The 22,912-nt window shown below is 73.2% G+C and carries 20 protein-coding genes; 14 read left to right on the top strand and 6 right to left on the bottom strand.

From position 1 onward, the window contains the following. Window position 1 precedes the first annotated feature (1 nt). Genes O7546_RS27885 through O7546_RS27835 form a run of 11 tightly spaced genes read left to right on the top strand, consistent with a single transcriptional unit; the run spans window position 2 to window position 10,895 of the window. Entirely contained in the window at window positions 2-1,723 is a 1,722-nt protein-coding gene (locus tag O7546_RS27885) for an acyl-CoA dehydrogenase family protein (protein WP_194803448.1), read from the top strand. Beyond that, window positions 1,723-3,429 carry an acyl-CoA dehydrogenase family protein gene (locus tag O7546_RS27880; RefSeq protein ID WP_281600217.1) on the top strand — a complete coding sequence of 569 codons (1,707 nt, stop codon included), beginning with the start codon at window positions 1,723-1,725 and terminating at the stop codon, window positions 3,427-3,429. The genes O7546_RS27885 and O7546_RS27880 overlap by 1 nt, the downstream gene beginning before the upstream one ends. After that, the gene (locus O7546_RS27875) at window positions 3,426-3,698 is read left to right on the top strand and encodes an acyl carrier protein (protein ID WP_228533073.1); all 273 of its coding nucleotides are present in this window, start codon (window positions 3,426-3,428) and stop codon (window positions 3,696-3,698) included. The genes O7546_RS27880 and O7546_RS27875 overlap by 4 nt, the downstream gene beginning before the upstream one ends. Next, window positions 3,695-4,624 (top strand): 3-oxoacyl-[acyl-carrier-protein] synthase III C-terminal domain-containing protein, encoded by a 930-nt coding sequence (locus O7546_RS27870; protein ID WP_281600216.1) that lies wholly within the window; start codon window positions 3,695-3,697, stop codon window positions 4,622-4,624. The genes O7546_RS27875 and O7546_RS27870 overlap by 4 nt, the downstream gene beginning before the upstream one ends. A 9-nt stretch (window positions 4,625-4,633) precedes the next feature. Beyond that, complete coding sequence (locus O7546_RS27865; RefSeq protein ID WP_194803445.1) at window positions 4,634-6,013, top strand: ATP-grasp domain-containing protein; 1,380 nt, start codon at window positions 4,634-4,636, stop codon at window positions 6,011-6,013. Then, complete coding sequence (gene lysA / locus O7546_RS27860) at window positions 6,010-7,266, top strand: diaminopimelate decarboxylase (protein WP_194803444.1); 1,257 nt, start codon at window positions 6,010-6,012, stop codon at window positions 7,264-7,266. Before O7546_RS27865 ends, lysA begins: the two co-directional genes overlap by 4 nt. Window positions 7,267-7,300: 34 nt before the next feature. Beyond that, the gene (locus tag O7546_RS27855; RefSeq protein WP_209310374.1) at window positions 7,301-7,576 is read left to right on the top strand and encodes an acyl carrier protein; all 276 of its coding nucleotides are present in this window, start codon (window positions 7,301-7,303) and stop codon (window positions 7,574-7,576) included. Between the two features lie 5 nt (window positions 7,577-7,581). Further along, on the top strand, window positions 7,582-8,415 hold the full coding sequence (locus tag O7546_RS27850) for a hypothetical protein (RefSeq protein WP_194803443.1): 834 nt from the start codon (window positions 7,582-7,584) through the stop codon (window positions 8,413-8,415). Further along, window positions 8,412-9,065 carry a hypothetical protein gene (locus O7546_RS27845; protein ID WP_194803442.1) on the top strand — a complete coding sequence of 218 codons (654 nt, stop codon included), beginning with the start codon at window positions 8,412-8,414 and terminating at the stop codon, window positions 9,063-9,065. The genes O7546_RS27850 and O7546_RS27845 overlap by 4 nt, the downstream gene beginning before the upstream one ends. Further along, window positions 9,062-10,219, top strand: coding sequence for an acyl-CoA dehydrogenase family protein (locus tag O7546_RS27840; RefSeq protein ID WP_194803441.1), 1,158 nt, complete (start codon window positions 9,062-9,064; stop codon window positions 10,217-10,219). The genes O7546_RS27845 and O7546_RS27840 overlap by 4 nt, the downstream gene beginning before the upstream one ends. Continuing rightward, window positions 10,212-10,895: a 4'-phosphopantetheinyl transferase superfamily protein gene (locus tag O7546_RS27835; RefSeq protein ID WP_194803440.1), complete on the top strand. Its 684-nt coding sequence runs from the start codon at window positions 10,212-10,214 to the stop codon at window positions 10,893-10,895. Before O7546_RS27840 ends, O7546_RS27835 begins: the two co-directional genes overlap by 8 nt. Before the next feature lie 48 nt (window positions 10,896-10,943). On the opposite strand, the gene O7546_RS27830 is transcribed toward O7546_RS27835, so the two are convergent. Then, entirely contained in the window at window positions 10,944-12,023 is a 1,080-nt protein-coding gene (locus O7546_RS27830) for an inositol-3-phosphate synthase (RefSeq protein WP_135242443.1), read from the bottom strand. Between the two features lie 169 nt (window positions 12,024-12,192). Here O7546_RS27830 and O7546_RS27825 point away from each other — a divergent pair, with 169 nt between their 5' ends. The 3 genes from O7546_RS27825 to O7546_RS27815 all read left to right on the top strand — a co-directional run bounded on the left by O7546_RS27825 (window position 12,193) and on the right by O7546_RS27815 (window position 16,257). Beyond that, the gene (locus O7546_RS27825) at window positions 12,193-13,344 is read left to right on the top strand and encodes a histidine kinase (protein ID WP_194803439.1); all 1,152 of its coding nucleotides are present in this window, start codon (window positions 12,193-12,195) and stop codon (window positions 13,342-13,344) included. 28 nt (window positions 13,345-13,372) lie between these two features. Continuing rightward, window positions 13,373-14,038 (top strand): response regulator transcription factor, encoded by a 666-nt coding sequence (locus O7546_RS27820; RefSeq protein ID WP_030504405.1) that lies wholly within the window; start codon window positions 13,373-13,375, stop codon window positions 14,036-14,038. A gap of 113 nt (window positions 14,039-14,151) precedes the next feature. Continuing rightward, window positions 14,152-16,257: an MMPL family transporter gene (locus tag O7546_RS27815; RefSeq protein ID WP_194803438.1), complete on the top strand. Its 2,106-nt coding sequence runs from the start codon at window positions 14,152-14,154 to the stop codon at window positions 16,255-16,257. Window positions 16,258-16,309: 52 nt separating this feature from the next. On the opposite strand, the gene O7546_RS27810 is transcribed toward O7546_RS27815, so the two are convergent. The 5 genes from O7546_RS27810 to argS all read right to left on the bottom strand — a co-directional run bounded on the left by O7546_RS27810 (window position 16,310) and on the right by argS (window position 22,827). Beyond that, window positions 16,310-17,743, bottom strand: coding sequence for a condensation domain-containing protein (locus tag O7546_RS27810; RefSeq protein ID WP_281600215.1), 1,434 nt, complete (start codon window positions 17,741-17,743; stop codon window positions 16,310-16,312). Continuing rightward, window positions 17,731-18,420: a hypothetical protein gene (locus O7546_RS27805; RefSeq protein ID WP_194803436.1), complete on the bottom strand. Its 690-nt coding sequence runs from the start codon at window positions 18,418-18,420 to the stop codon at window positions 17,731-17,733. Before O7546_RS27805 ends, O7546_RS27810 begins: the two co-directional genes overlap by 13 nt. Next, complete coding sequence (locus tag O7546_RS27800; RefSeq protein WP_194803435.1) at window positions 18,395-19,570, bottom strand: hypothetical protein; 1,176 nt, start codon at window positions 19,568-19,570, stop codon at window positions 18,395-18,397. The genes O7546_RS27805 and O7546_RS27800 overlap by 26 nt, the downstream gene beginning before the upstream one ends. Before the next feature lie 47 nt (window positions 19,571-19,617). Beyond that, window positions 19,618-20,958: an MATE family efflux transporter gene (locus tag O7546_RS27795; protein WP_194803434.1), complete on the bottom strand. Its 1,341-nt coding sequence runs from the start codon at window positions 20,956-20,958 to the stop codon at window positions 19,618-19,620. 150 nt (window positions 20,959-21,108) lie between these two features. Further along, entirely contained in the window at window positions 21,109-22,827 is a 1,719-nt protein-coding gene (gene argS / locus O7546_RS27790) for an arginine--tRNA ligase (protein ID WP_281600214.1), read from the bottom strand. Window positions 22,828-22,912 lie beyond the last annotated feature (85 nt).

Here is a 22,912-nt window from a genome sequence, read left to right as displayed (position 1 = left end):
GATGGCCGCGCCCACCCTGCCCCTGGCCGCTGCAGTGGCCCGGCACCTCGACGAGCGGCTGGGCGATCCGGACGACGCCGACGTCGTGTTCAACCACGCCCGGGTCGCCGCCGCGGACGAGAGCGAGGCGTTCCCGGCGGAGATCTGCGCGCACCTGGACCGGCTCGGCCTGCCGGCGCACTACGTCCCGGCGGCGTACGGCGGTGAACTGCGCGGCTTCGACACCCTGGTCCAGGTCCTGCGGGTGATCGCGCGCCGGGACCTGACCACGGCCATCGGACACGGCAAGACGTTCCTCGGCGCGGCCTCGGTCTGGGCCCGGTCGCCGCGCGACGAGGCGGACCTGGCGCAGGCGCGCGCGCTCGCCGGCACGGTCCTGGCCGGGGTGCCCGTCTGCTGGGCGCTCACCGAACCGGGCCACGGCAGCGACCTGCTCGGCGGCGAGGTCTCGGCGGTCCGGAGCGACGGCGGGTACCGGGTGACCGGGACGAAATGGCTGATCAACAACGCCACCCGGGCAGGTGTGGTGTGCCTGCTGGCGCGGACCGACCCGGACGGCGGGCCACGCGGTTTCACAGTGCTGCTCGCCGACAAGCGGGAGCTTCCCGCGCACTCGTACCGGTGCCTGCCCGGGGAGCCGACCCACGGCATCCGGGGTGCCGACATCAGCGGGATCGTCCTCGACGACGCGTGGGTGCCGGAGACGGCACTGGTCGGTGCGCGTGGCGCCGGGCTGGAGACGGTGCTGCGCGCCCTGCAACTGACGCGTACCACCTGCGCCGCGTTGTCGCTCGGTGCCGCCGACCACGCGCTGGCGCTGGTCCGGCGATACCTGACCGACCGCCGGCTGTACGGGCGGCGGCTGGCCGACGTGCCGTACCTGCGGCGCGGGGTGGGCCGGCTGCACACGATGCTGTTCCTGGCCGAGGCGGTGACCGCCCTGGTCAGCCGGGCGGCGACGGCGGAGACCGAGGAACTGGGCGTGCTCGCCCCGGTGCTCAAGGCCTTCGTGCCGACGCTCACCGACGAACTGATCGGAGGGTGCGGCGAGCAGCTCGGCGCCCGTGCCTTCCTGACCGGCATCCCGGACTACGGACGCTTCCAGAAGGTGGAGCGGGACCACCGGATCGTCGGGATCTTCGACGGCAGCACCCCGGTCAACCGCAACGCGCTGATCAACCAGTTCCCCCAACTGGCGCGGGGCTGGCCCGGCGACCCGGTGGACGCGACCCGGCTACGGGCGCTGGCCGACCTGCGGGTGCCGGTGCCCGAACTGGACCCGGACCGGATCTCGCTGGCCGCCGGACGCGGGTGCCTGCCGTTGCGCGGGCTGTCCGCAGCGGTACCGGCCGTCCGCGCGGCCGGCGGCCCGGCGGCCCGGGCCGAGGCGCTCCTGGCCGCGACCGAGCTGCTGCACACCGAACTCGCCGGGTACCGCCCACGGCCGCACGACGTGGAACCCGCCGCCTACGACCTGGCCCACCGGTACGAGCTGTGTGTGGCCGGCGCGAGCGCGGTGCACCTGTGGCTGCACAACCACGAGCACGCCGGCGCCGACCCGCTGTGGGCGGACGGGCTGTGGCTCGACGCGGCGCTGACCTGGGTGCTGCACCGCCTCGGCGTCGCGCCGGACCATCCCGAGGGCTACGACCGGGTGTACGCGTCCCTCGCCCCGGACCGTCGCCCCTCGGTGCTCGACCTCGACGGCGCCGGGGAGGCGTGATGACCACCATGCGGGATCTGGAGAGCCGCTTCGGCGATCCGTGGGACCCGGCGAACCCCCTCGGGAACCGGGCCGTGCTGGCGGCCGACGAGCGGCAGGAGATGTTCGCCGACGGTGAGCTGGCGCTCGACGACTTCGGGCTCAACGCCGAGTTCGTACCGGTCGCCCGCGGCGGCCGGATGACCGGCCTGGACCGGCTGGTCCGGACGATGCGCTCGGTGTTCCGGCGGGACCCCTGCCTGGGTCTCGGTTACGGCGCCAGCTCGTTCATCGCCTCGGTCAACGTGTGGGCCGGCGGCGACGAGGCCCAGCAGCGACGGCTGGCGGAGCTGCTGCTCTCCGGCCGTCGGGTGGCCTCCGTCTACCACGAGCTGGCACACGGCAACGACTTCGCCCGGGTGGACTTCCGGGCCGACCCGGGGCGGCCGGGCGAACTGCTGCTCACCGGCCGCAAGGAGGTGGTCACAAACGCGCAGCGGTGCAGCGCGATGGTGATCTTCAGTCGTACCTCGGACGCGGCCGGTGGCCGCAGCCACACCCAGTTGTTCGTGGAGAAGGACGCGCTGCCGCCGGGCGCGCTGCGGTATCTGCCGCGGTTCCCCAGCAGCGGGATGCGCGGGGTGCAGCTCGGCGGGATCGAGCTGGACCGGTGCCCGGTCGACGCGGGCGTGGCACTCGGGCCGCTCGGCTCGGCCATGGAGGTCGCGCTGCGTTCGTTCCAGCTGACCCGTACCGGGCTGCCGGCGATGACGCTGGGTGTGCTGGACACCGGCCTGCGCGCGGTGCTGCGGTTCGGCGAGGACCGGTGGCTGCGCGGACGACCGGTAGGCGCCATGCCGGTGGTCCGTACGGCACTGGCCGAGGCGTTCACGGACCTGCTGATCGCCGACTGCCTGTCCACCACCGTCGCCCGCGCCGTGCACCTGCTGCCCGAGGACACCAACGCGTACGCCTCGGCCGTCAAGTACGTCGTGTCCGGCCGGTCCATCCGTGCCATGACCCGGCTCGGTGAGCTGCTCGGTGCACAGAGCTACCTGCGCACCGGTGAGTACGGCATCTTCCAGAAGCTGCAGCGCGACCTGGCGCCGGCGGGATTCGGGCACGCGGCCCGGGTCGCCTGCCTGGCTACCGTCCTCCCTCAGCTCCCCCGGCTCGCCCGGCGCTCCTGGGCGACCGGCCAGGAGCCACCGCCCACCCTGTACGACCTGGACGCCGATCTCCCGGCCCTGCCGTTCGACCGGCTGCGGATCGCCTCGGCGGCCGACCCGATCACGGCCCAGCTGCTCGCCGCCGCCGAGACGATGCCGGCCGGCGACGACCGGCTGCGCGGACTGGTCCGGCGCTTCACCGCCGAGCTGGCCCGGCTGCGTTCGGCCGCGCTCGGCCTCCGCCCGGCGGACCTGGCCATCGGCGGCGACCCGGCGGCGCTCGACCTGACCGCCCGCTACACCACGGTGCTGACCGCAGCCACCTGCCTGAACCTCTGGCTGGCCGAGCAGCGCCACCCGGGAACCTTCCTGGCCGATCCGGCCTGGGTGACGGCGGCCCTGCTGCGGCTGGCCGACGAGCTGGACGGCACGTCCCGGTCGCTGCCGGCCGCGCTGGCCGGCCCGATCCACGCGGAGCTCGCCCGCCGGTACGCCGCCGGCCGGGCCTTCGACCTGTCCGACAGCGTGCTGCCCGACCTTCCAAGGAGCCGGAATTGACCATCTTGCCGAACCACCGGGCCGCCGGACAGCTCCGTCCGTGGCTGCGGGACCGCGTCGCCGACTTCACCAACCGGGATCCGGCCACCATCGACACCGCCACGCCCCTGGCCGACCTGGGCCTCGACTCGGTGTACGCGCTCGCGCTCTGCGGTGAGATCGAGGACCACCTCGGGATGCCCCTGGAACCGACGATCGTGTGGGACCACCCGAGCATCGACGCGCTCACCGAGTACCTGTCCGGCCTGCCGCTGGACGCCGGGACGTGACCGCCCTCGAAGCGGTCTCCGCCTACCTGCCGCCGGAACGGGTGCCGATCGATTCGCTGGCCGGAGAGCTTGGGCTGACCGACACCCAGGTCCGGATGTTCCGCCGGTACTACGGGCTGGCCGAGGTGCTGCGGGAACCGACGGGCACGATCACCGACCTGATGCTCAACGCCGCGGCGAAACTGTCCGAGCTGCGCGGCCGTGAGTCCCAGGTCCGGTACGTGGTGCAGGCCCGGACCCTGCAGGCGGTCGCGCCGTACCCCGAGGATCCGCTGCACGACGTGGTGCGGGCCCTCGGTCTGCGGCACGCGCGGGCCTTCGCGGTCACCCAGCACGCCTGCGCCTCCGGGCTGCTGGCCGTCGAGATGGCCGGCCGGCTGCTCGCCGAGGACGGCGAGTCCGGCGCGCTGGCCCTGGTCTTCGTCGGTGAGAAGGCGTTCACCCCGTCGGCCCGGATGATCCCGGGCACGGCGCTGATGGGGGAGGGCTGCGCCGCCGTCCTGGTCGGCACGGGCCGGCGCGACCGGCTGCTGTCGTACGCCTCGGCCACGCACGGCGAGTTCAACGCCGGGCTGTCCCTGACCGCGGCGATGTCCCTGGAGTTCCAGCAACGCTATCCGGACGCGCTCGCCGAGGTGATCCTCGCGGCGGTGGCGCGCGCCGGGATCACCGTCGCCGACCTCGACGTGGTGTTGCCGCACAACGTGAACCGGGTGTCCTGGGTGCGGGTGGCGCGCAAGGTCGGGATCCCGGTGGAGCGCCTGTTCCTGGACAACATGCCGGTCACCGGCCACTGCTTCTGCGCCGATTCCTTCCTCAACTACGTCGCGGCCCGTGAGCTGGGCCGGCTTCGGCCCGGCGACCGCTACCTGATGGCCGCGGTCGGGCTGGGGTCGACCTTCGCCGCCGCGGTGTTCGAGCACTGATAGGACGCTATGACGACGACACGGGAACCCTTCGTCAGACGGCTGCGGACGGCGTTGCTGGGCACCGACCGGACCCCTCTGGTGTTCCTCGGCAACTTCGAGGTCGAGCAGCGGTGGGGCGGTGACGAGCCGGGTCTGCCGCGCGTCGCGCTGACCGCGGGCGACGCGATGGTGAACCGGATGGACGAGTTCGCCCTGCTGCTGGCCGGCCCGGACGACTACGTGGTGCTCAAGGACCGGCCGGACCCGGAGCACCTGGCCCATCTGGAGACGCTCGGGACGGCCCTGCCGCATGTGCTGACCACCGACCGCCAGGATCCGCACCGCACGGTGACCCAGGACGCGCTGGACAGTCCGGCCCTGCTGGCCCGGTTGTCCGCCCTGGCGGGGGCGGCCGCGATCGTCCCGCACGGGGTCTCCGCCGACGAGGAGGCGCTCGCCGCGCTGACCGGTGTCGCGCTGGCCGGGGCGCCGGCGGCCGTCTGCAAGGCCGTCAACGGGAAGATCTACAGCCGGCGGATCGCCACCGAGCTGGGGCTGCGTCAGTCCGCGGGCTGGATCTGCGAGACCGTCGAGGAGCTGGACGAGGCGGTCGAACACGCCCGCGCGCTGCTCGCTGCGGGGCGGCCGGTGGTGCTCAAGGACTCGTACGGGGTGTCCGGCAAGGGCCTGCTGCTGATCCGGGACGCGGCGCGCCTGGACCAGATCCACCGGACGCTGCGCCGCCGGGCCGACCGTTCCGGCGATCGGCGGCTGGCGCTGCTGGTGGAGGAGTGGGTCGCCAAGACCGTCGACCTCAACTACCAGTTCACCGTGTTCCGCGACGGCGGGGTGCACTTCGACTTCGTCAAGGAGGCGGTCACCGCCAACGGCGTACACAAGGGTCACCGGATGCCGGCCGGGCTGACCGCGCGGCAGGTCGCGGTCGTGACGCACAGCGCCGCGGTGCTCGGCGCCCGGCTGGCCCGCGACGGCTACCACGGCGTGGTCGGGGTGGACGCGATGCTCGACCCGGAGGGCGGCGTCTACCCGGTCGTGGAGATCAACGCACGGCACAACATGTCGACCTACCAGGTCGGCCTCCAGGAGCACCTGGTGCCGGCGGGCTGGTACGCGCTGGCCCGGCAGTACCCGCTGCGCCTGGCGCGGCCGCTGCGCTTCGGTGAGGTCCGCGACGGGCTGGGGCCGTGGCTGCTGAGCGCCGCCGGTGCGGCCGGGATGGTGGTGCAGAACTTCTCGACGGTGAACGCCCTGGTACGGGAGGGCGGGGGAGCTGCGGACGGCCGGCTGTACGGCCTGCTGACCGCGCCGACGGCGGACGAGCTGACGGCGATGGACGCCGAGATCGCGGGCCGCCTGGCGGCCGTGGCGGAAGGAACACGACGGTGACCGGAGAAGTGACGATCCAGGGCGTGGCCATGTCCGAACTGGCCGAGCGGTTCGGCACGCCCCTCTACGTGTACGACGGGGACAGCCTGCGCGGGCAGTACCTGGGGCTGCGTGAGCGGCTGCATCCGGCGATGGAGATCTTCTACTCGCTGAAGGCCAACCCGAACATGGCCGTCTGCGCGCTGCTCGGCGCGCAGGGCGCCCGGGCGGAGGTGTCGTCGATGGTGGAGCTGCGTACCGCGCTCGCCGCCGGGGTGGTCCCGCGCGACATCATCTTCCTCGGCCCCGGCAAGAGCCGCGGCGAACTCGAGGCGTGCCTGTCCGAGGGCGTCTTCGCGCTGGTCTGCGAGTCGTTCGGGGAACTGGCGACGATCGACGAGCTGGCCCGGGAGCGGGGCGTCATCGCACCGGTGATGCTTCGGGTCAACCCGAGCTTCGCGGTCAAGGGCTCCGGCCTCACGATGGGCGGCAAACCGCGCCAGTTCGGGATCGACGAGCAGCAGCTCTTCGACGAGGCCGACCTGGTCAAGAACCATCCCGGGGTGCGCGTCATCGGCGTGCACGCCTACCTGGGCACCCGCATCCTCGATCCCGGGGTGGTCGCCGAGAACGCCCGCCGGATCATCGACCTGGCCGAGCGGCTCGCCGAGCGGCTGGACTTCGTCCTGGAGGCCGTCGACGTGGGCGGTGGCCTCGGGGTGGCCTACTTCCCCGGCGAGCCGGACCTCGACCCGGCCGCGGTCGCCGGCCTGCTCAACCCGGTGGTCGAGGCGTTCCACGCCGCGCACCCCGGGGCCCGGCTCCTGCTGGAACTCGGCCGGTACCTGACCGCGCCCTGCGGCACCTACGTCACCCGGGTGCGGTACGTGAAGAGTTCGATGGGGGAGCGCTTCGCGGTCACCGACGGCGGCACGAACCACCACATGGCGGCCGTCGGCATCGGCTCCTACGTCAAGCGCAACTTCCCGATGCGGCTGCTCAACCGGGCCGGCACGGACGCCGGCCCGTGGAACGTCACCGGCCCGCTGTGCACGCCGAACGACACCGTCGGCCGCAACGTGGAACTGCCCGAGCTGCGGCCGGGCGACCTGGTCGGCGTGCTGCGCTCCGGCGCGTACGGCCCGAGCGCCTCACCGGTGCTCTTCCTCAGCCACGGCCACCCGGCCGAGGTGCTGGTGGACGGCGGCCGGGCCCGCCTGGTCCGCCGCCGCGACACCGTCGAAGACCTGCTCGGCCCGCAGATCCTCGACTGACAACCCATCCCGACCGGCACACAGGAGGCCCGCCATGACCATGGCTTCGGAAGCCACCGTCGACCGCGCCGCGGTCGTCGACCACATGATCGACGCCGTCGTCGCGGTGCTGAACCGCGACTCGGTCCAGGTGACCGAGCAGACCCGGCTGATGGACGAGCTCGGGCTGGACTCGACGAACGTCCTCGAACTGCTCATGCACATCGAGGACCGGCTGAACGTGGTGATCGACTCGGACACGCTGGAGCAGCACCACTTCGAGTCGGTCGGCACGCTCGCCGACTACGTCATCGAGCAGGGCCTGGCCTGACGCCGATGTTCCTGTCCATCGCCCCGGCCCCGTCGGTCCGTACCGGCCGGCTCCGGCCGACTCAGGTGATCGCCCGCCGGTTCGACCCCGATCCGGAGCCGTACCGGGGCGATCCGTTGCTCGAGGAGTACCTGTCGGACATGACCGAGCTGTACGGTCGTCGCTTCGACCGGGACCGGCACGCGGCGGCCGCCCGGAACTCGTTCACCGGGATGGCGGACCGCCTGGTGCGCGATCTCGACCTCGCGGCGCCGGTGGATCTGATCGCCATCGCGCACTCCACCCCGGACGGCGACCCGCGCCGGGTCACCGCCTGCTACCTCAACGAGCTGGTGCAGGGCGATCCGCTCGCCTTCGCGGTGTCCGACCAGGGACCGGCGGCGGCGTTCACCGCCCTGCGGCTGCTCGGGACCTACTCCGGCGACTTCCCCGGCTGCCGGGCGTTGCTGCTGATCCTGGAACAGACGACGATCCCGTACGAGGTGGTCGGGCCCCGGTATCCGGTTCCCGGCCACGACGTCGGGGTGGCGGTGCTGCTCGAACCGGCCGGCACGGACGGGACATCAGTGCACCAGCGACCGGACGTGTCACCGGCGGCAGCCGGGACGCTGCTCGACGAGCTGGTGCCGGCGGACGCCGTCCTGATCACCGGTCCCGGCCTGACCGGCGGCGATCAGGCCGTTCCGGCGCCGGGGTCGGGTGCTGCGGGTGTCTGGGCCGAGCTTGCCCGGCAACGGGCGGGCACCGCCGGGCCGATCGCGGTGGCGGACCACGACCCGATCTCGGGCACCCTGTGCGTGGCGGTCTTCGCCGGCTCGGGCCCGGAGGTGCGGTCGTGATCGCCGAGGAGGCCCGCCGCAGCGCCCGGACCGGCGGGCTCACCGCCACGCTCACCGCGATGCACGCCGCGCTGGCGGACCGGGCCCTGCCGTGCGGCCCGACCGGGTGCTGCGTGCTGCCCGAGCCGGCGCTGCACGACGCCGGCCGGGTCTGGACCGGGGACACCGTCGCCGCCCTGGACCCGGCCGCCGTGGAGCGGCTCGGCACTGTCGAGACACCGGACGGCCGGCTGGCGGCCGTCCGCTACCGGGGCGCACCCGGCCCGGTCGGCGCGCCGGCACCCTGGCCGGACTGGATGGCCGCGCTGGCCGGGCTCCGGCTCGGACTCTCCGAGGCCCTGCTCGATGTCACAGTCGCCCACCTCGGTGACCGCCGCGTCGGCGACACCCCGCTGCTGCTGCAACAGATGATCAAGGGTGCGCTGGCGGACGCCGTCACCGAGCAGATCGAGATCAAGGTCCGGCTCACCGGTACGCCGCCCCCGGCCGGATCCCTGGCCTGGCTGCACCGGCAGATCACCGTTGCCGACCGGATGCTGCTGCGCCTGCTCGGAGCCAGCGGGTTCACCGCGGACGGGCCGGGCGCTGTGGTCGACGCGTCGGAGTTGCTGGCCGATGCCTGGATCGGTGGACAGGAGTGGACGCCGTGATCGAACTGGACGACCGGCTCACCGCCGCCCGGGCGCACGCCCGGGACTGGGCGCGCGACCTGCGCTCGACGGCCCTGGAGCTGGACCGTGACCCGGACACCGTGTACCGGTGCCTGGACAACCCGGCCGTACGGCACCTGTCCACCATGCTCATCCCGGCGCCGTGGCTGCCGGACCGGACGCTCATCGGCGGGTACCGGTTCGACGGCATGACGGCGATGGAACGGGTGGTGTTCGCCGAGGAGATCGCCGCCGGGGACGCCGGCATGATGCTCGCGTCCCCCGGTGCCTCGCTGTCCGGGGTGCTCGTCGACCTGCTCGCCGACCGGGATCAGAAGGAATGGTTCTACGGCCGGCTGCTGGCCGCGCCGACGTGGACCTTCTTCGCGCTGACCGAGCCCGACCACGGCTCGGACGCGGGGGCGATGGGCACGAGACTGGACCCCGACGGCGAGGGCGGCCTGCTGCTGCGAGGCGCCAAGCGCTACATCGGCAACGGCGCCCGGGCCCAGGTCGGCGTCGTCTTCGCCCGCGACCGGCCCGGTCCGCTCGGCGCCACCGCGGTGCTCGTCGAGACCGGCGCGCCCGGCTTCAAGGCCGAGCCGATCCCGACGATCGGCCTGCGCGGCGCCCAGCTCAGCGCGATCACCCTGGACGGCGTGCCGGTCCCGGAGGACCGGGTGCTCGGCCGCCACCTCAGCCCCACCCGGCGCGGCGTGTGGAGCGGCGTGCAGATGTTCAACCGTCTCCGGCCGGGCGTGGCGGCGATCGCGCTGGGCATCGCCCGGTCCGCGCACGACTACGTCATCGAGCAGCGCGGTTCGCTGTCCAAGGCCGAGCGGCTGCGCTGGGAACGGACCGGCCGGCGGATCGACGGCGTACGGCAGCTCATCTGGCAGGCCGCCTCGATCGTGGACGCCCAGCCCGCCAACGGACACCTGGCCTCGGCGGCGAAGGCCCGGGCGGCCCGGCTGGCCGAGGAGGTGACGCTGGAGGCGCTGGAGTACTTCGGCCCCGGCGCACGGCTCACGCAGCCGATGCTGGACAAGCTGATCCGCGACGCCCGGGGCGTCGAATTCATGGAAGGCACCGGCAACATCCAGCGACTCAACACCTTCCAGGGCCTCGTCCAGGGCAAACTCGACCGTGACTGAGCCGGGCGGCGTCGACGTCTGGACCGTCCACCTGGACCGCGACGTCGACGCCGCCCGCTGGCTCGGCGCGGCCGAACTGCGGCGCGCCGCGGACATCGGCGATCCGGACGGGCGCCGTCGCTTCGTCGTGGCGCACGCCGCCCTGAACGGGATCCTCGCCGGGCGGCTTGACCTGCGGCCCACCGCGCTGCCGCTGCGCCGCGAGCCGCTCGGGCGGCCGTACCTGCCGGGCGGTTCGCTGCATTTCAGCCTCGCGCACGCCGGGGAACGGGCGGTGATCGCGCTCGCCGGCCGGGAGGTCGGCGTGGACCTGGACCACCCCCGGCCCGGGCTGGATCCGCAGCGGATGGCCGCGCGCTTCTTCACCCCCGCGGAGGCCGCGCTGGTGGCGGCCGCCGGTGCCGGCGCCTACGCCGCTTACCTGCGGTTGTGGACCCGGAAGGAGGCGTGCGTCAAGGCCGCCGGTGCGCGCCTGGCGCTCGGGCTGCGGCTGCCGGTCCCCGGCGCGGCGAGCGGTGCGGTGATCCGTGATCCGTCCGGCCGGCTGCCCGGCGCCTACTTCCTGCGGGACCTGCCCGACCACGGCGCCTTCCGCGGTGCCGTGGCGCTGGCCGGAGCGGATCCCGCGGTCTGCCACCACCACGAGTTCCAGGGCGATCTGAGGCGGGGACCGTGACGAACGACGACGGGGGAGCCGGACTCCGGCTCCCCCGTCACCCGTCGGTCAGCGTTCGACCTCGCCGCGGATGAAGCGCTCGACGGCGTCCCGGGCGGCGGCGTCGTCGTACTGCTCGGGCGGCGACTTCATGAAGTACGAGGAAGCGGAGAGGATGGGTCCGCCGATCCCCCGGTCCATGGCGATCCGGGTCGCCCGGACCGCGTCGATGATCACGCCGGCCGAGTTGGGCGAGTCCCAGAGTTCGAGCTTGTACTCCAGTTGCAGCGGCACGTCGCCGAACGCCCGCCCCTCCAGGCGGACCAGGGCGTACTTGCGGTCCTCCAGGAACGGCACGTAGTCGCTGGGGCCGATGTGCACGTCGCCGGCGGCCATCTCGTGGGGCACCTGCGAGGTGACGGCGCGGGTCTTGGACAGCTTCTTCGACGCCAGCCGGCGACGCTCCAGCATGTTCATGAAGTCCATGTTGCCGCCGAAGTTCAGCTGGTAGGTGCGCTCCAGCCGGACCCCGCGGTCCTCGAAGAGCTTCGCCAGCACCCGGTGGGTGATGGTGGCGCCCACCTGCGACTTGATGTCGTCGCCGATGATCGGCACGCCGGCCTCGGTGAACCGGGCCGCCCACACCGGGTCCGAGGCGATGAACACCGGCAGCGCGTTGACGAACCCCACGCCCGCCTCCAGCGCGCAGCGGGCGTAGAACCGGTCGGCCTCCTCCGAGCCCACCGGCAGGTACGACACGAGGACGTCGGCGCCGGAGTCGCGCAGTGCGCGAACCACGTCGACGGCCTGCTCGTCGGACTCCTCGATCATCTCCCGGTAGTACTCGCCGAGACCGTCGAGTGTCGGGCCACGCCGCACGACGACCCCGGACGGGGGCACGTCGCAGATCTTGATGGTGTTGTTGCCACTCGCGACGATGGCCTCGGACAGGTCCCGGCCCACCTTCTTCGCGTCCACGTCGAAAGCCGCGACGAACTCGATGTCGCCGACGTGGTAGTCGCCGAAGGCGACGTGCATGAGGCCGGGAACGGTGTCGGTCGTCCTCGCGTCCCGGTAGTACTCGACGCCTTGCACCAGCGACGCGGCACAGTTGCCGACCCCGGCTATGGCGACGCGGACTGCGCCCACGTGGTGCCTCCTTCTCTCTGCGACAGAACTCGATTCAACCGACCCGCTCGTCCCGGTCTCCACCTCGATGTCCTGAACAGGACATCGACGGCGGTCCGAGCGCGCGCGTACGCCCCGGACGGCCGCCGGGGCCGCATACTGGGGACCGTCGCGCGTTGAGGAGCCGATCGTGCCGTTGTCCATGCCTCTTCCGGCCGCCGTCCGGACGCGGGCACGACCCGCGCGGCTGCCCCGAAACGCCACGCTCTGGCTGGACGGGCTGATCGCGGTGGCCGTGTTCGTCGGCACCGCCCTGCCGGTGACGTTCTCCGAGGACGGCAAGGTCTGGCACATCCTGGTGGCCGCCGGCGCGTCGCTACCGCTGATCTGGCGCCGGCGGGCCCCGCTGCTCACCACGGTGACTGTGGGCCTGGCGATCAGCGTCCTCGGGCTCTCACACCAGATGCCGCCGCTGCCGTTCGGGCCGCTCGTCGCGACGTACACGTTCGCGTCGCTGAGCCCGTCCCCCTGGCGGCAGGTCGCGATCGGGGTGCAGGCCGTGGGGGTGGTCGTCTCACTCGTGGTCCCGGGCGAGAACGCCGCCACCTTCGGGTACGTCGGGATGGCGTACGTGGCGGCGTACAGCATGGGGATCGCCTCCCGCGGCCGCGGCGACCGGATCGCGGTGCTCGAGGAACGCGCTGCCCGCCAGGAGGAGGAACGGGCCGCCGCCGCCGCGCGCGACCGCAACCGAATCGCCCGCGAGGTGCACGACATCGTGGCGCACACCGTCGCGATCATGGTGGTCCAGGCGGAGGCCGGGCCGGTGGTGGCCCGCACCGACCCGGCCCGGGCCGAGAAGACCTTCGAGGTGATCGCCGAGAGCGGCCGGTCCGCCATCGCCCAGCTCCGGCGATCGCTGGCCGCGCTGCGCTCGGCGGAGGGCGAGGAGCCGCCGGCTCCGGTCCCGGGGGTGGGTGACGTACCGCGACTGCTCGGCGAGGCGCGCCGCGGCGGCCTGGAGGCGGCACTGCGCTGGCGCGGCCAGCAGCGGCCCCTGCCCGCCGATGTGGACGCCACTGTCTTCCGCGTGGTGCAGGAGGCGCTGACGAACACCATCCGGCACGCGCGGGCGTCGATGGTGGACGTGCTGATCGAGTTCAACCCGCTCGAAATCCGGGTCACGGTCACCGACGACGGCATCGGTGCGGTGGATGTCGGCGGCGGATACGGAATGATGGGCATGCGGGAGCGGGTCACCGCCTGCGGTGGTGAGCTGTGCGTCGGAGCGGGTCCCGACGGCGGCGGCTTCACTGTGCGCGCCGTCCTGCCCACTGAATGAGCTGCTACGAATCGAGGGGTGGCGCCCCATGGTGCGCATCGTGGTCGTCGACGACCAGGATCTGGTCCGAGGTGGCTTCGCCATGATCCTCGACGCGGAGCCGGACCTGACCGTGGTGGGCGAGGCGGCGGACGGCTTGGAGGCCCTGCGGGTGGTGGCCGAGAAGAAGCCGGACGTGGTGGTCATGGACATCCGGATGGAGGGCCCGATCGACGGCATCGAGGCCACCCGCCGGATCTGCGCCACCACCGACGCGCGGGTGCTCATCCTCACCACGTTCGACGTCGACGAGCACGTGCACGACGCGCTGCGGGCCGGCGCGAACGGTTTCCTGCTCAAGACCATGCGCCGGGCCGAGCTGGTCGAAGCGGTACGGGTCATCGCCAAGGGCGAGGCGCTGCTCGCCCCGACGGTGACCCGGCGGGTGATCGCCGACCTGCTGCGACGGCCCCAGGGCGCGATCCGCCCGCCGGCCCGGCTGGACGAGCTGACCGGGCGGGAGCGGGAGATCCTGTGCCTGGTCGCTCGTGGGCTCTCCAACGCCGAGATCGCCGCCCGGCTGACGGTGAGCGACCACACCGTCAAGACTCATGTCAGCAACGTGCTGGCCAAGCTGGGCCTGCGGGACCGGGTGCAGGCGGTGGTCTTCTCCTACGAGGCCGGACTGATCAGTCCCGGTGAGGATCTCGACTGAGCGCTCTCCCTCGCTCGGGTGAGACCGGATTTGGCTCTCGGCGGCGATCTGCCGGAGGGCCCGCTTCATCAGGATGAGATCACATCGGTCTTTCCGTCCTGAGGAGCTGTGTGATGATCCGTGCCGTTACGCGTTTCGCTCGCCGGCGCCCTGCCGTCGTGCTCGTCATCTGGCTGGTGATCGCAGCGGCCGGCTTCACCGTCGGAAACGGCGTCTTCGCCCGGATGACGACAAGCGTCGGCGCCATCGCCGGTAGCGAGTCGCAGCAGGGCGCGCAGGCGCTCGGTGACGCCGAGCTCGCGCCACCGGTGATCAACGCGGTCATCTCCGGCGGCTCGGTCACCGACCCCGCCTTCCGTACGAAGGTCTCCGCCGCGCTCACCGAGCTGCGCGCCGTCGACGGCGTGCTGGCGGTGACCGACCCGTTCGGTACCCAGGCCCCGGTCGCCACCGACGGCGCGGCGGTCCTGGTGAACGTGGAGCTGGCGCACCAGGGCGACCTGCTGGCCGACAAGGTACGGACGCAGCTGACCGGGATCGACGGTACGACGGCTGTGGTCTCCGGCGGCCCGCTCACCGACCGCGAGTTCAACGACCAGGCCACCTCGGACACCAGGCGGGCCGAGATCGTCTCCGCGCCGTTGCTGCTGCTCCTGTTGCTGCTGGTCTTCATGTCGCTGATCGCCGCCGGGCTGCCGCTGCTGATCGCCCTCGTCGGTGTCGGCGGAACCTTCACCACGCTGCTGGTGATGAGCTTCTTCACCGATGTGTCGATCTATTCGATCCAGGTCACCACGATGCTCGCCATCGGTCTCGGCGTCGACTACGCGCTGCTCATGGTCAGCCGGTTCCGGGAGGAGCGGGCGCTGACCGAGGACGCGGAGGAGGCGCTCGTGCGGGCCTCCGAACGCGCCGGCCGGACCATCGTCTTCTCCGGCCTGACCATCGCGGTCAGCCTGGCCAGCCTGGTGGTCTTCGCCGATCCGTTCCTGCGGTCCATCGGCGTGGCCGGCGCCGCCGTGGTGCTGATCGACATGCTCGCCGCGATCACCCTGCTGCCCGCGCTGCTCCAGCTGCTGCGTAACCGGATCAAGCCGGTCCGGGCCCGGAAGGAGCGCGGCCGGTCGTTCGCCGCGGTCGCCCGTGGGGTGCAGAAGATGCCGGTGCTCACCCTGCTGGTGGTGCTCGTCGGCCTGCTCATGGCCGGGCTGTCCGCGACCAACCTGCGGCTGGACACCAGCAACCCGAAGTCGCTGCCGGCCGACAGTGCCACCCGCCAGCTCACCGAGGCGTTGCGCGAGCACTTCCCGGCACTCGCCGGCCCGAGCGCGATCACGATCGTCGCCCGGACCTCGGCCGACGACCCCGACCTGGCCGATTTCCGGCAGCGGGTCGCCGCGGTGCCCGGCGTCTCGGTGGTGAACCCGGGGCGCAGCGGCGGCGGGCTGGCCGTGCTGCAGGCCACCCCGGAGAACCCGACGAGCGACCCGGACACCGCCCGGGCGGTACGCGACATCCGTGACCTGGACGCACCCTTCACGGTGCAGGTCACCGGCGACGCGGCCCGTCTGGTCGACTACCAGCAGGAGCTGCGCGACCGCCTCCCGATCGCCGGCGGCATCGTCCTGCTGGCGACGTTCGTCCTGCTGCTGGCGTTCACCCGGTCGGTGCTGATCCCGCTGAAGGCCGTGCTCACCAACCTGCTCAGCCTGTTCGCCGCACTCGGTGTGGTGGTCTGGGTGTTCCAGGAGGGGCACCTGGTCGGCCTGCTCGGCGGTGAGCGGCTCGACGGCATCGACCTGACCGTGCCGGTGGTCGTTGCGGCGATCGCGTTCGGGCTCTCCACCGACTACGAGGTCTTCGTCCTGTCCCGGATCCGTGAGCGCCGTTTCGCCGGCGCGGCCCCGGACCAGGCGGTGCGGGAGGGCCTGCAGCGAAGCGGTGGCATCGTGACCGCTGCGGCCCTGCTCCTCGCGGTCACCTTCGCCGGCTTCATGACCGGGGGCTTCGCGCCGATCAAGGAGGTCGGCCTGGGTCTGGTGCTGGCCGTCCTGATCGACGCGGTGATCGTCCGGATGCTGCTGGTCCCGGCGACGATGGCGATTCTCGGAAGCGCCGCGTGGTGGGCGCCTCGCTTCCTGGGTGGCCGGCCGCCGGTCCCCTCCGCTCCGGACGCCGTCGACGCGCAGCCGGAGCTGACGGCCACCGCCCAGGGCTGAGAGACCGGGGCGGGGCAGACCCCCGCTGCCCCGCCCCGGTCGATCGGATCGTTCAGTGCGGGACCACCACGCCGCGCAGGCCGGCGGCCTCGCCCACCTCGGAGAGGAGCAGATCGGTGTCGAGCAGTCGCACCAGCAGCCGGTCCACTCCGGCCAGGACCGCACGGATGAGGTCGGGGGGCAGCAGGGTGGTGTCCGCGAGCAGCGTCCAGCGCAGGTGCCCCGGGGTGTCGAGCACGTCGCCGACCTCCATGAAGAACGAGGCGCCGGCCGGCCGGCGCTCGGTCCACCGGAAGCGCGGCTCGGCCAGGACCCGCCGCACCACGTCACTGTCGATCGGCGCGGTGACGGGCGGCGTCTCCGGTGCGCCGCGCATGTCGTTGAAGAAGCATCTGATCTCCGGCTCGGCGCCGCGTTCCCGGCTCACCTCGGCCAGCGCCGCCCACCCGTCCACCGGATCGAAGCGGCCGTGCCGGAAGGCCCGCACGGCAGTGCCCCAACAGTGCCGGACCAGGTCGGAGAAGGCCGGCCCGGTCAGGTCGACGACGGCCGGCATGTGCTGCGTCAGCGTGCCGATCGAGGCCCGCTGTGCGGCGGTGGTGCGGTTGCCGACGACCAGCAGCAATCCGCACCTGTCGGTCTCGGCGACCACGCCCAGCAGGGCTGCGGTCACCGCGAGCGCGACGGTGGCGGTGCTGGTGCGGTACCGGTCGGCGAGCATCCCCAGCACCGGCGCCGAGATCGGCGAGTCCAGGACACCGCGCCAGAACCGGGGTTCGGCCGGCGCCACCGGCCGGAGCGCGGCGAAGTTGTCGAGCGGGACCGCGTTCAGTTGCCGGCGCAGGTGGGCCACGGCGGCGGCGCTGACCGTACGGCCCCGGGGGGAACGCTCGAAGGCGGCGAGGTCGGCGGGATGAACCAGTTCCGGAGTCGCCGGATCGGGGCGCCCCGCCGCCCGGCAGGCCAGCATCTCGGCCAGCACCCGTGCCGCCAGGCGGCTGCTCTGCAGATCGGCGGCCAGGTGAGCGATGCAGAGCACCAGAGCCCGGGGCACGCCCCGGTGCACGCAGACCAGGACGCGCATCGGCAGGTCCCGATCGTGGTCGAACGGTGTCGCCTGGAGTTGCTCGTCCAGTTCCCGGGCGGTCGCCGTGAACCGCTCGGCCGGACCGTCGCCGGAGAAGACCCCGACCGGGATGCTGCCGCTGTCCAGCACCTCCTGGACCAGCCGGCCGTCCCGCCGCGGGAACCGCGTACGCAGTGCCTCGAACCGGCCGGTCAGCGCGCCCACAGCGGCGCACACCATCGCCAGGTCCACGCCGTCGGGGATCAGCACGGGCACCGTGACGTTGTAGGCGGTGCCCGGCGGCATCCGCCGGATGTCGCGTTCCACGAGCACCTGACCCCACGTCAGGTGCTCGACGACCGCCCGCGAACCGGTGAAGCGGGCCGGCTGCCAGCGCACGTCGGCGGTCAGGCCGGGCACGATGCGTATCCGTCCAGCGTGCGGACCGCCGCGTCCCGGCGGTTCTCCAGGTACCGCTCGTTCCATCGGCCCGGTCCGGCGTCGGACGCGTGCGGGCCGAGGAACCGGGCGGTGACCGAGGCGCGGAAGGCGGCCCAGGTGGCCGCCGAGCTGACCAGCCGGCTGGCGGCCGGTACGGTCCGCGCCGGCCCCGGCGGCAGGCCGCTGCCGGCGCACACGGCGTCGGCCCAGCTCTCCTGCTCGTCGAGGGCCGCCAGGACGGCGTCGAACGGCAGGCCACGCAGCTCGGTGACGGCCACCGCGCGGCTGCGGAAGCCGGTCGCCGACACCGGGCCGAACCGCTCGATGGCGATCGCCACCGGCAGCATCGCGCGCGGCGCGAACCACTCGCAGCCGAGCACCGTCAGCGTGGGCAGGTCGCCGGCGTCGGGGTCGTCCGCGGCGACGATCCGCCACTCCGCGAAGGGCAACGCGACGCCCGCGTCCCCGAAGGTGTCGGCGTCGGCGCCGCAGTCCGGGCAGGTCATGATCCGGACCGCCATCGGGGGTGCGGGCGGGCGGATCACCCCCGGCGGCTGATCGGCCGGAACGAGGAAGTGGGCTGCCACCTCGCGTAGCGCCATCCGTTCGACCACGGTGCCCAGGGCCGGGTCAGGAGTCGTGGCAAGCGTGGTCATGTCGGATGTCCTCTCCACTGGCGTCGGCCGGCACGCCGGCCGTGACGAAGGTGTCAGGGCTCCGGCGGTGCAGGCCGAGAGCGACAGCGGCCACGCCGAGGTCGATGAGCGCGGCCCGGCCGGCGGCGCCGAGGGCCGTGCCGTCCGGGGCGGTCAGGCCGGAGTCCACCCAGGTCGACACGGCCGAACGGATCCGGGCGGGGTGGGCGGGGCCGAGTGGGACGGGCAGGTCACGGCGTACCGCGGCGGCCTCCAGCCCGAGCAGGTATCCGGCGGCCCAGATCTCCAGGGCGGCCCGCGCCTGCGGTCGCGGCCCGGGCCGGCTGTCCAGGTACGCGGCCAGCGCGGTCGTCACCTCCTCCGCGCCGACCCCGAGCAGGTCGCACCAGTCCGCCCAGTACCAGCAGAACTCGTTGCCGCCGGGCTCACCGGTGTGCGGCCGCAGCAGCCGGATCAGGCAGCGCGAGTCCTTGACCTGCACGACGTACTCGTCGTGGGACCGGTAGCGGGACCGCGACGCCAGGGTCGCGTCGATCCGGGGGTCGAGTTCCCAGTGCGTGTCGGACGGCACCGGCGGCGCCCACACGGTGGCATGGTGCCGGCCGCCGTGCCCGGCGATCAGGGTCGGCAGCCCGCGGTTGTCGACCAGGTGCGGCACCGTCGCCAGCATCGGCACCTCGCGTTCCCGGCAGTATCGGGCGATCATCTGGTCGTCGTCGGTGACCTCGTCGGGGATCGGCGCCAGGTAGGCGGCCAGGTCCGCGGCCACGTCGGCCGGCAGCAGGAACGCCAGCGCCGGTATCCACTCCATCGGGGACAGCGCTGCCCACGGCGATCCGGCGACCGCGGCCAGCCGGCACAGGAAGCTGTTCTGCGGGCTGCTCCAGTCGGTGTAAAGGGCGATGCCGTGTGCCGGGCGGCGCGCGATGGCGGCCAGCACGTGCGCGGCGAAGTCGTCGCAGACCCGGGCGTCGTCCTGCAGGACCAGGTGGTGCGTGGCGCCCTCGGCGATCGAGGCCCAGGCGACCTTCGCGGTCCGCAACGGGCTGCGCGCGGCGTCGGGGTCCGGGTCGTGCACGATGCGTGCCTCCAGCGGGCGGCACGCATCGACGAGCACGTCCAGGGCGACGTCGCGAGCCGGATGGTGCATGATCGTGACGCTCAGGCGAACGTCCCGCGCCCGCCATTCGGGGCGGTTCACCGGGCGTCCGCCCGGCTGGTCCGGCGGACGTGCCGCCACGTGAGGAGCGGGACGAGCAGCATGCCGCAGGCGTTGAGCACCGCGATCGTCCAGTAGAGGGCCGACGGATCCTGCTGGGTCCGGGCCAGCGCGCTGCCGACGACGACCATGCCCCCGAAGTAGGGCACGTTCAGCAGCAGCGCGATCAGGCCCCCGCCGACCTGTTCGAGAAGGAGCAGCGTCATCACGTTCAGGCCCAGACCGAGGTAGGTCAGGCCGACGATCCCCAGGAACCGTGCGGTCTCCGACGCGACGGTCGGGTCACCAGCCAGCAGCGCGGCCAGGGGCTCCCGGCCCAACCAGATCGCGGCCGCGAGCACCGCGTACACCGCGGCGGTCAGGCGCAGTCCGGCCCCGAACACCGCCGGCCCTTCGCCGGGCCGCCCCGCGCCCCGCATCTGGTTGAGCACGATCGCGGTCGCCGAACCGAGCGCCGAGGCTGGCACGATGAGCAGGTTCTGCAGCGCGCCGGCCGCCGAGTACCCGGACACCACGTCCGGCCCGAACGGGCTGAGCGCCCACAGCAGGCCCGCGTTCGCCACGGCCATCACCACGAACGACGCGGTGACCGGCAGTCCGGTGCCGGTCAGTCGCCCGATCGCCTCCGGCCGCCAGGTCAGCGGCCCGCTCGCCGTCCAGAGTCCGCAGCGGTACACCTGCACCATGCCGACGGTCAGCGCGGCCACGCCGCCGATCGCGATCGCGACCGGAAGCGCGTACACGCCGAGGTCGGTGCCGAAGCCCAGGACCGCGACGCCGCCCACCTCCAGGACCGCGCCGGTCAGCACCACGGCCGCCGCGGAGCCCGGCCGGCCGTAGCCGCGCAGGCTCGACGAGAGCAGCACGGTCGGGAAGAAGATCAGGTTGGCCAGGCAGGCCCAGCGGGTGAAGGCGACGAATTCCCCCACCGACGCGTCCGGGACGTTCAGCAGCGCCGCCAGCCAGGGCGCCGCCAGGATCAGTACGAGGCTGACGGTGCCCCAGACGGCCACGCCGACGCGGGCCATGCTGGCGGCGACCGGGAGGACGTCCCTGGCCCGGCCGGCGCCGCGGCTCACCGACGCGGAGACCTGGTTGCTCACGTCGAAGCCCACCTGGAGGGCGGCGAAGAGCAGCGCCAACGGTACGTAGAGGGAGCGCACGTACATCGCCTCGACGCTGATCCGGGCCATCAGCGCGATCACCACCACCGGCACCAGGACGCCGGCCGTCTCGCCGAGTGCGATCGTGGCGGCGAGGCGGCGGATCCGGGACGCGCCGTCCCAGACGATCGTGGTCGGTGCTTCGGTGGTGCTCACGACGGTGCCACCGCCGCCGAGCCGGTAGTCGGACGTTCGGGCATGACCCACCCCCATGTCGGGCTCGCGGAGACGCACCGACCATAGATACGCGCGAATCAGGCCCACAAGCTGCCCAAAGGGCTATGCCCAGGAGGTGTCCGGTCGGCCTCACAACCGTTCCGGGGTACGGATGCCGAGCAGGTCCAGGCCCTGCCGCAGCACCCGCCCGGTCAGCTCGCACAACACGAGCCGGATGTCCCGAAGCGGACCCTCGGCCCGCAGCACCGGGCAGCGTTCGTAGAACGCGCTGAACGCGACCGCCAGCCGGTGCAGGTACGCGGTCAGCCGGTGGAACTCCAGGGTGCCCGCCACCTCCTCGACCACCGCGGCGAAGCCGACCAGCTCGATGGCGAGCGCCCGCTCGGCCGGCTCGGTGAGCGAGACCTCCGCGTCCGGCCGCGCCGCCGCGCCGGCCCGCCGGAAGATCGACCGGACCCGGGAGTACGCGTACTGGAGGTACGGCGCGGTGTTCCCGTCCAGCGACAGCATCCGCTCCCAGTCCAGCACGTAGTCCTTGTGCCGGTCGCCGGACAGGTCGGCGTACTTGACCGCGCCGATGCCCACCGCGCGCCCCACCGCGGCGGCCTCCGCCTCGCCCAGCTCCGGATTGCGTTCCCGGGCCAGCGCGGTGGCCCGCTCCACAGCCTCGGTGAGCAGCCCGACCAGCTTCACCGACCCGCCGGCCCGGCTGCGCAGCATCCGCCCGTCCGGGCCGAGGATCGAGCCGAAGCCGACGTGCTCGGCCCGTGCCGGCGCGGCCAGCCAGCCGGCCTGCGCGCCGACCGCGAACACCATCTCGAAGTGCCGCCGCTGCGGTAGGCCTACCACGTAGAGCAGCCTTGTCGCGCCGAGCGTGCCGGTCCGGTGCCGCAGGGCGGCCAGGTCGGTGGCCGGGTAGCCGTACCCGCCGTCGGACTTGCGCACGATCAGCGGCAACGGCTCGCCGTCACGGCCCACCGAACCGGGCGGGAACACGCAGTCCGCGCCGTCGCTGCGCCGCAGCAGCCCGAGCCGGTCCAGCTCGTCGACGGTCGGCGCGAGCTGGTCGTGGTAGCTGCTCTCGCCCCGGAAGTCGGCGCCGGTCAGCGTCACGTCGAGCAGGTCGTACACGGTCAGGAAGTAGCTCTCCGACTGCGTCACCAGCAGCCGCCACAGCCGCAGCGTCGCCGGGTCGCCGCCCTGCAACGCCACCACCCGCCGCCGCGACCGTTCCTGGAACGCCGGGTCGTCGTCGAACTTCGCCCGCGCCGCCTTGTAGAACCCGTCCAGGTCACCCATCGACAGCTCCTGCGCCGCGCCGGCCTCGCCCAGGTCGAGCAGGTGCTCGATCAGCATGCCGAACGGTGTGCCCCAGTCGCCGAGGTGGTTGGCGCGCAGCACCCGGTGCCCGAGCCACTCCAGCGTCCGGGCCACCGCGTCCCCGATCACCGTCGACCGCAGGTGCCCGACGTGCATCTCCTTCGCCACGTTCGGCGCCGAGTAGTCGACCACCACCGTCTCCGGCTCGGCCACCGGCGGCACCCCGAGCCGCGGGTCGGCGGCCAGCGCGGACACCAGCCCGCCGAGCGCGTGGTCGGCCACCGTGAGGTTCAGGAAACCCGGACCGGACACCTCGACCGCCGCGCAGACGTCGGCCAGCGACGCGTGCTCCCGTACCTCCGCGGCGATCTCCCGCGGCGGACGGCCGAGCCGCCGGGCCAGCCCCAGCGCCGCGTCCGACTGGAAGTCCGCGTGCTGCGAGCGCCGCACGGCCGGGTCCACCGGCATGCCGGCCACCGCCGCGAACGCGGGCGCCAGCCGGTCGGCAAGCAACCTTTCAAGATCCATGAGTACGCCGATCTCGCTGTGGATCCGCCGCGCGGATCACCTGACGGGAACGCGACGGCGGAGCGAGGACGATCGATGACGACCG

This window comes from Micromonospora sp. WMMA1976 (assembly GCF_027497335.1).
GTDB classification, from domain to species: domain Bacteria; phylum Actinomycetota; class Actinomycetes; order Mycobacteriales; family Micromonosporaceae; genus Micromonospora; species Micromonospora aurantiaca.
The sequence above is the reverse complement of the archived record's forward strand: the minus strand, read 5'-3'. Positions and strand labels throughout refer to the sequence as shown.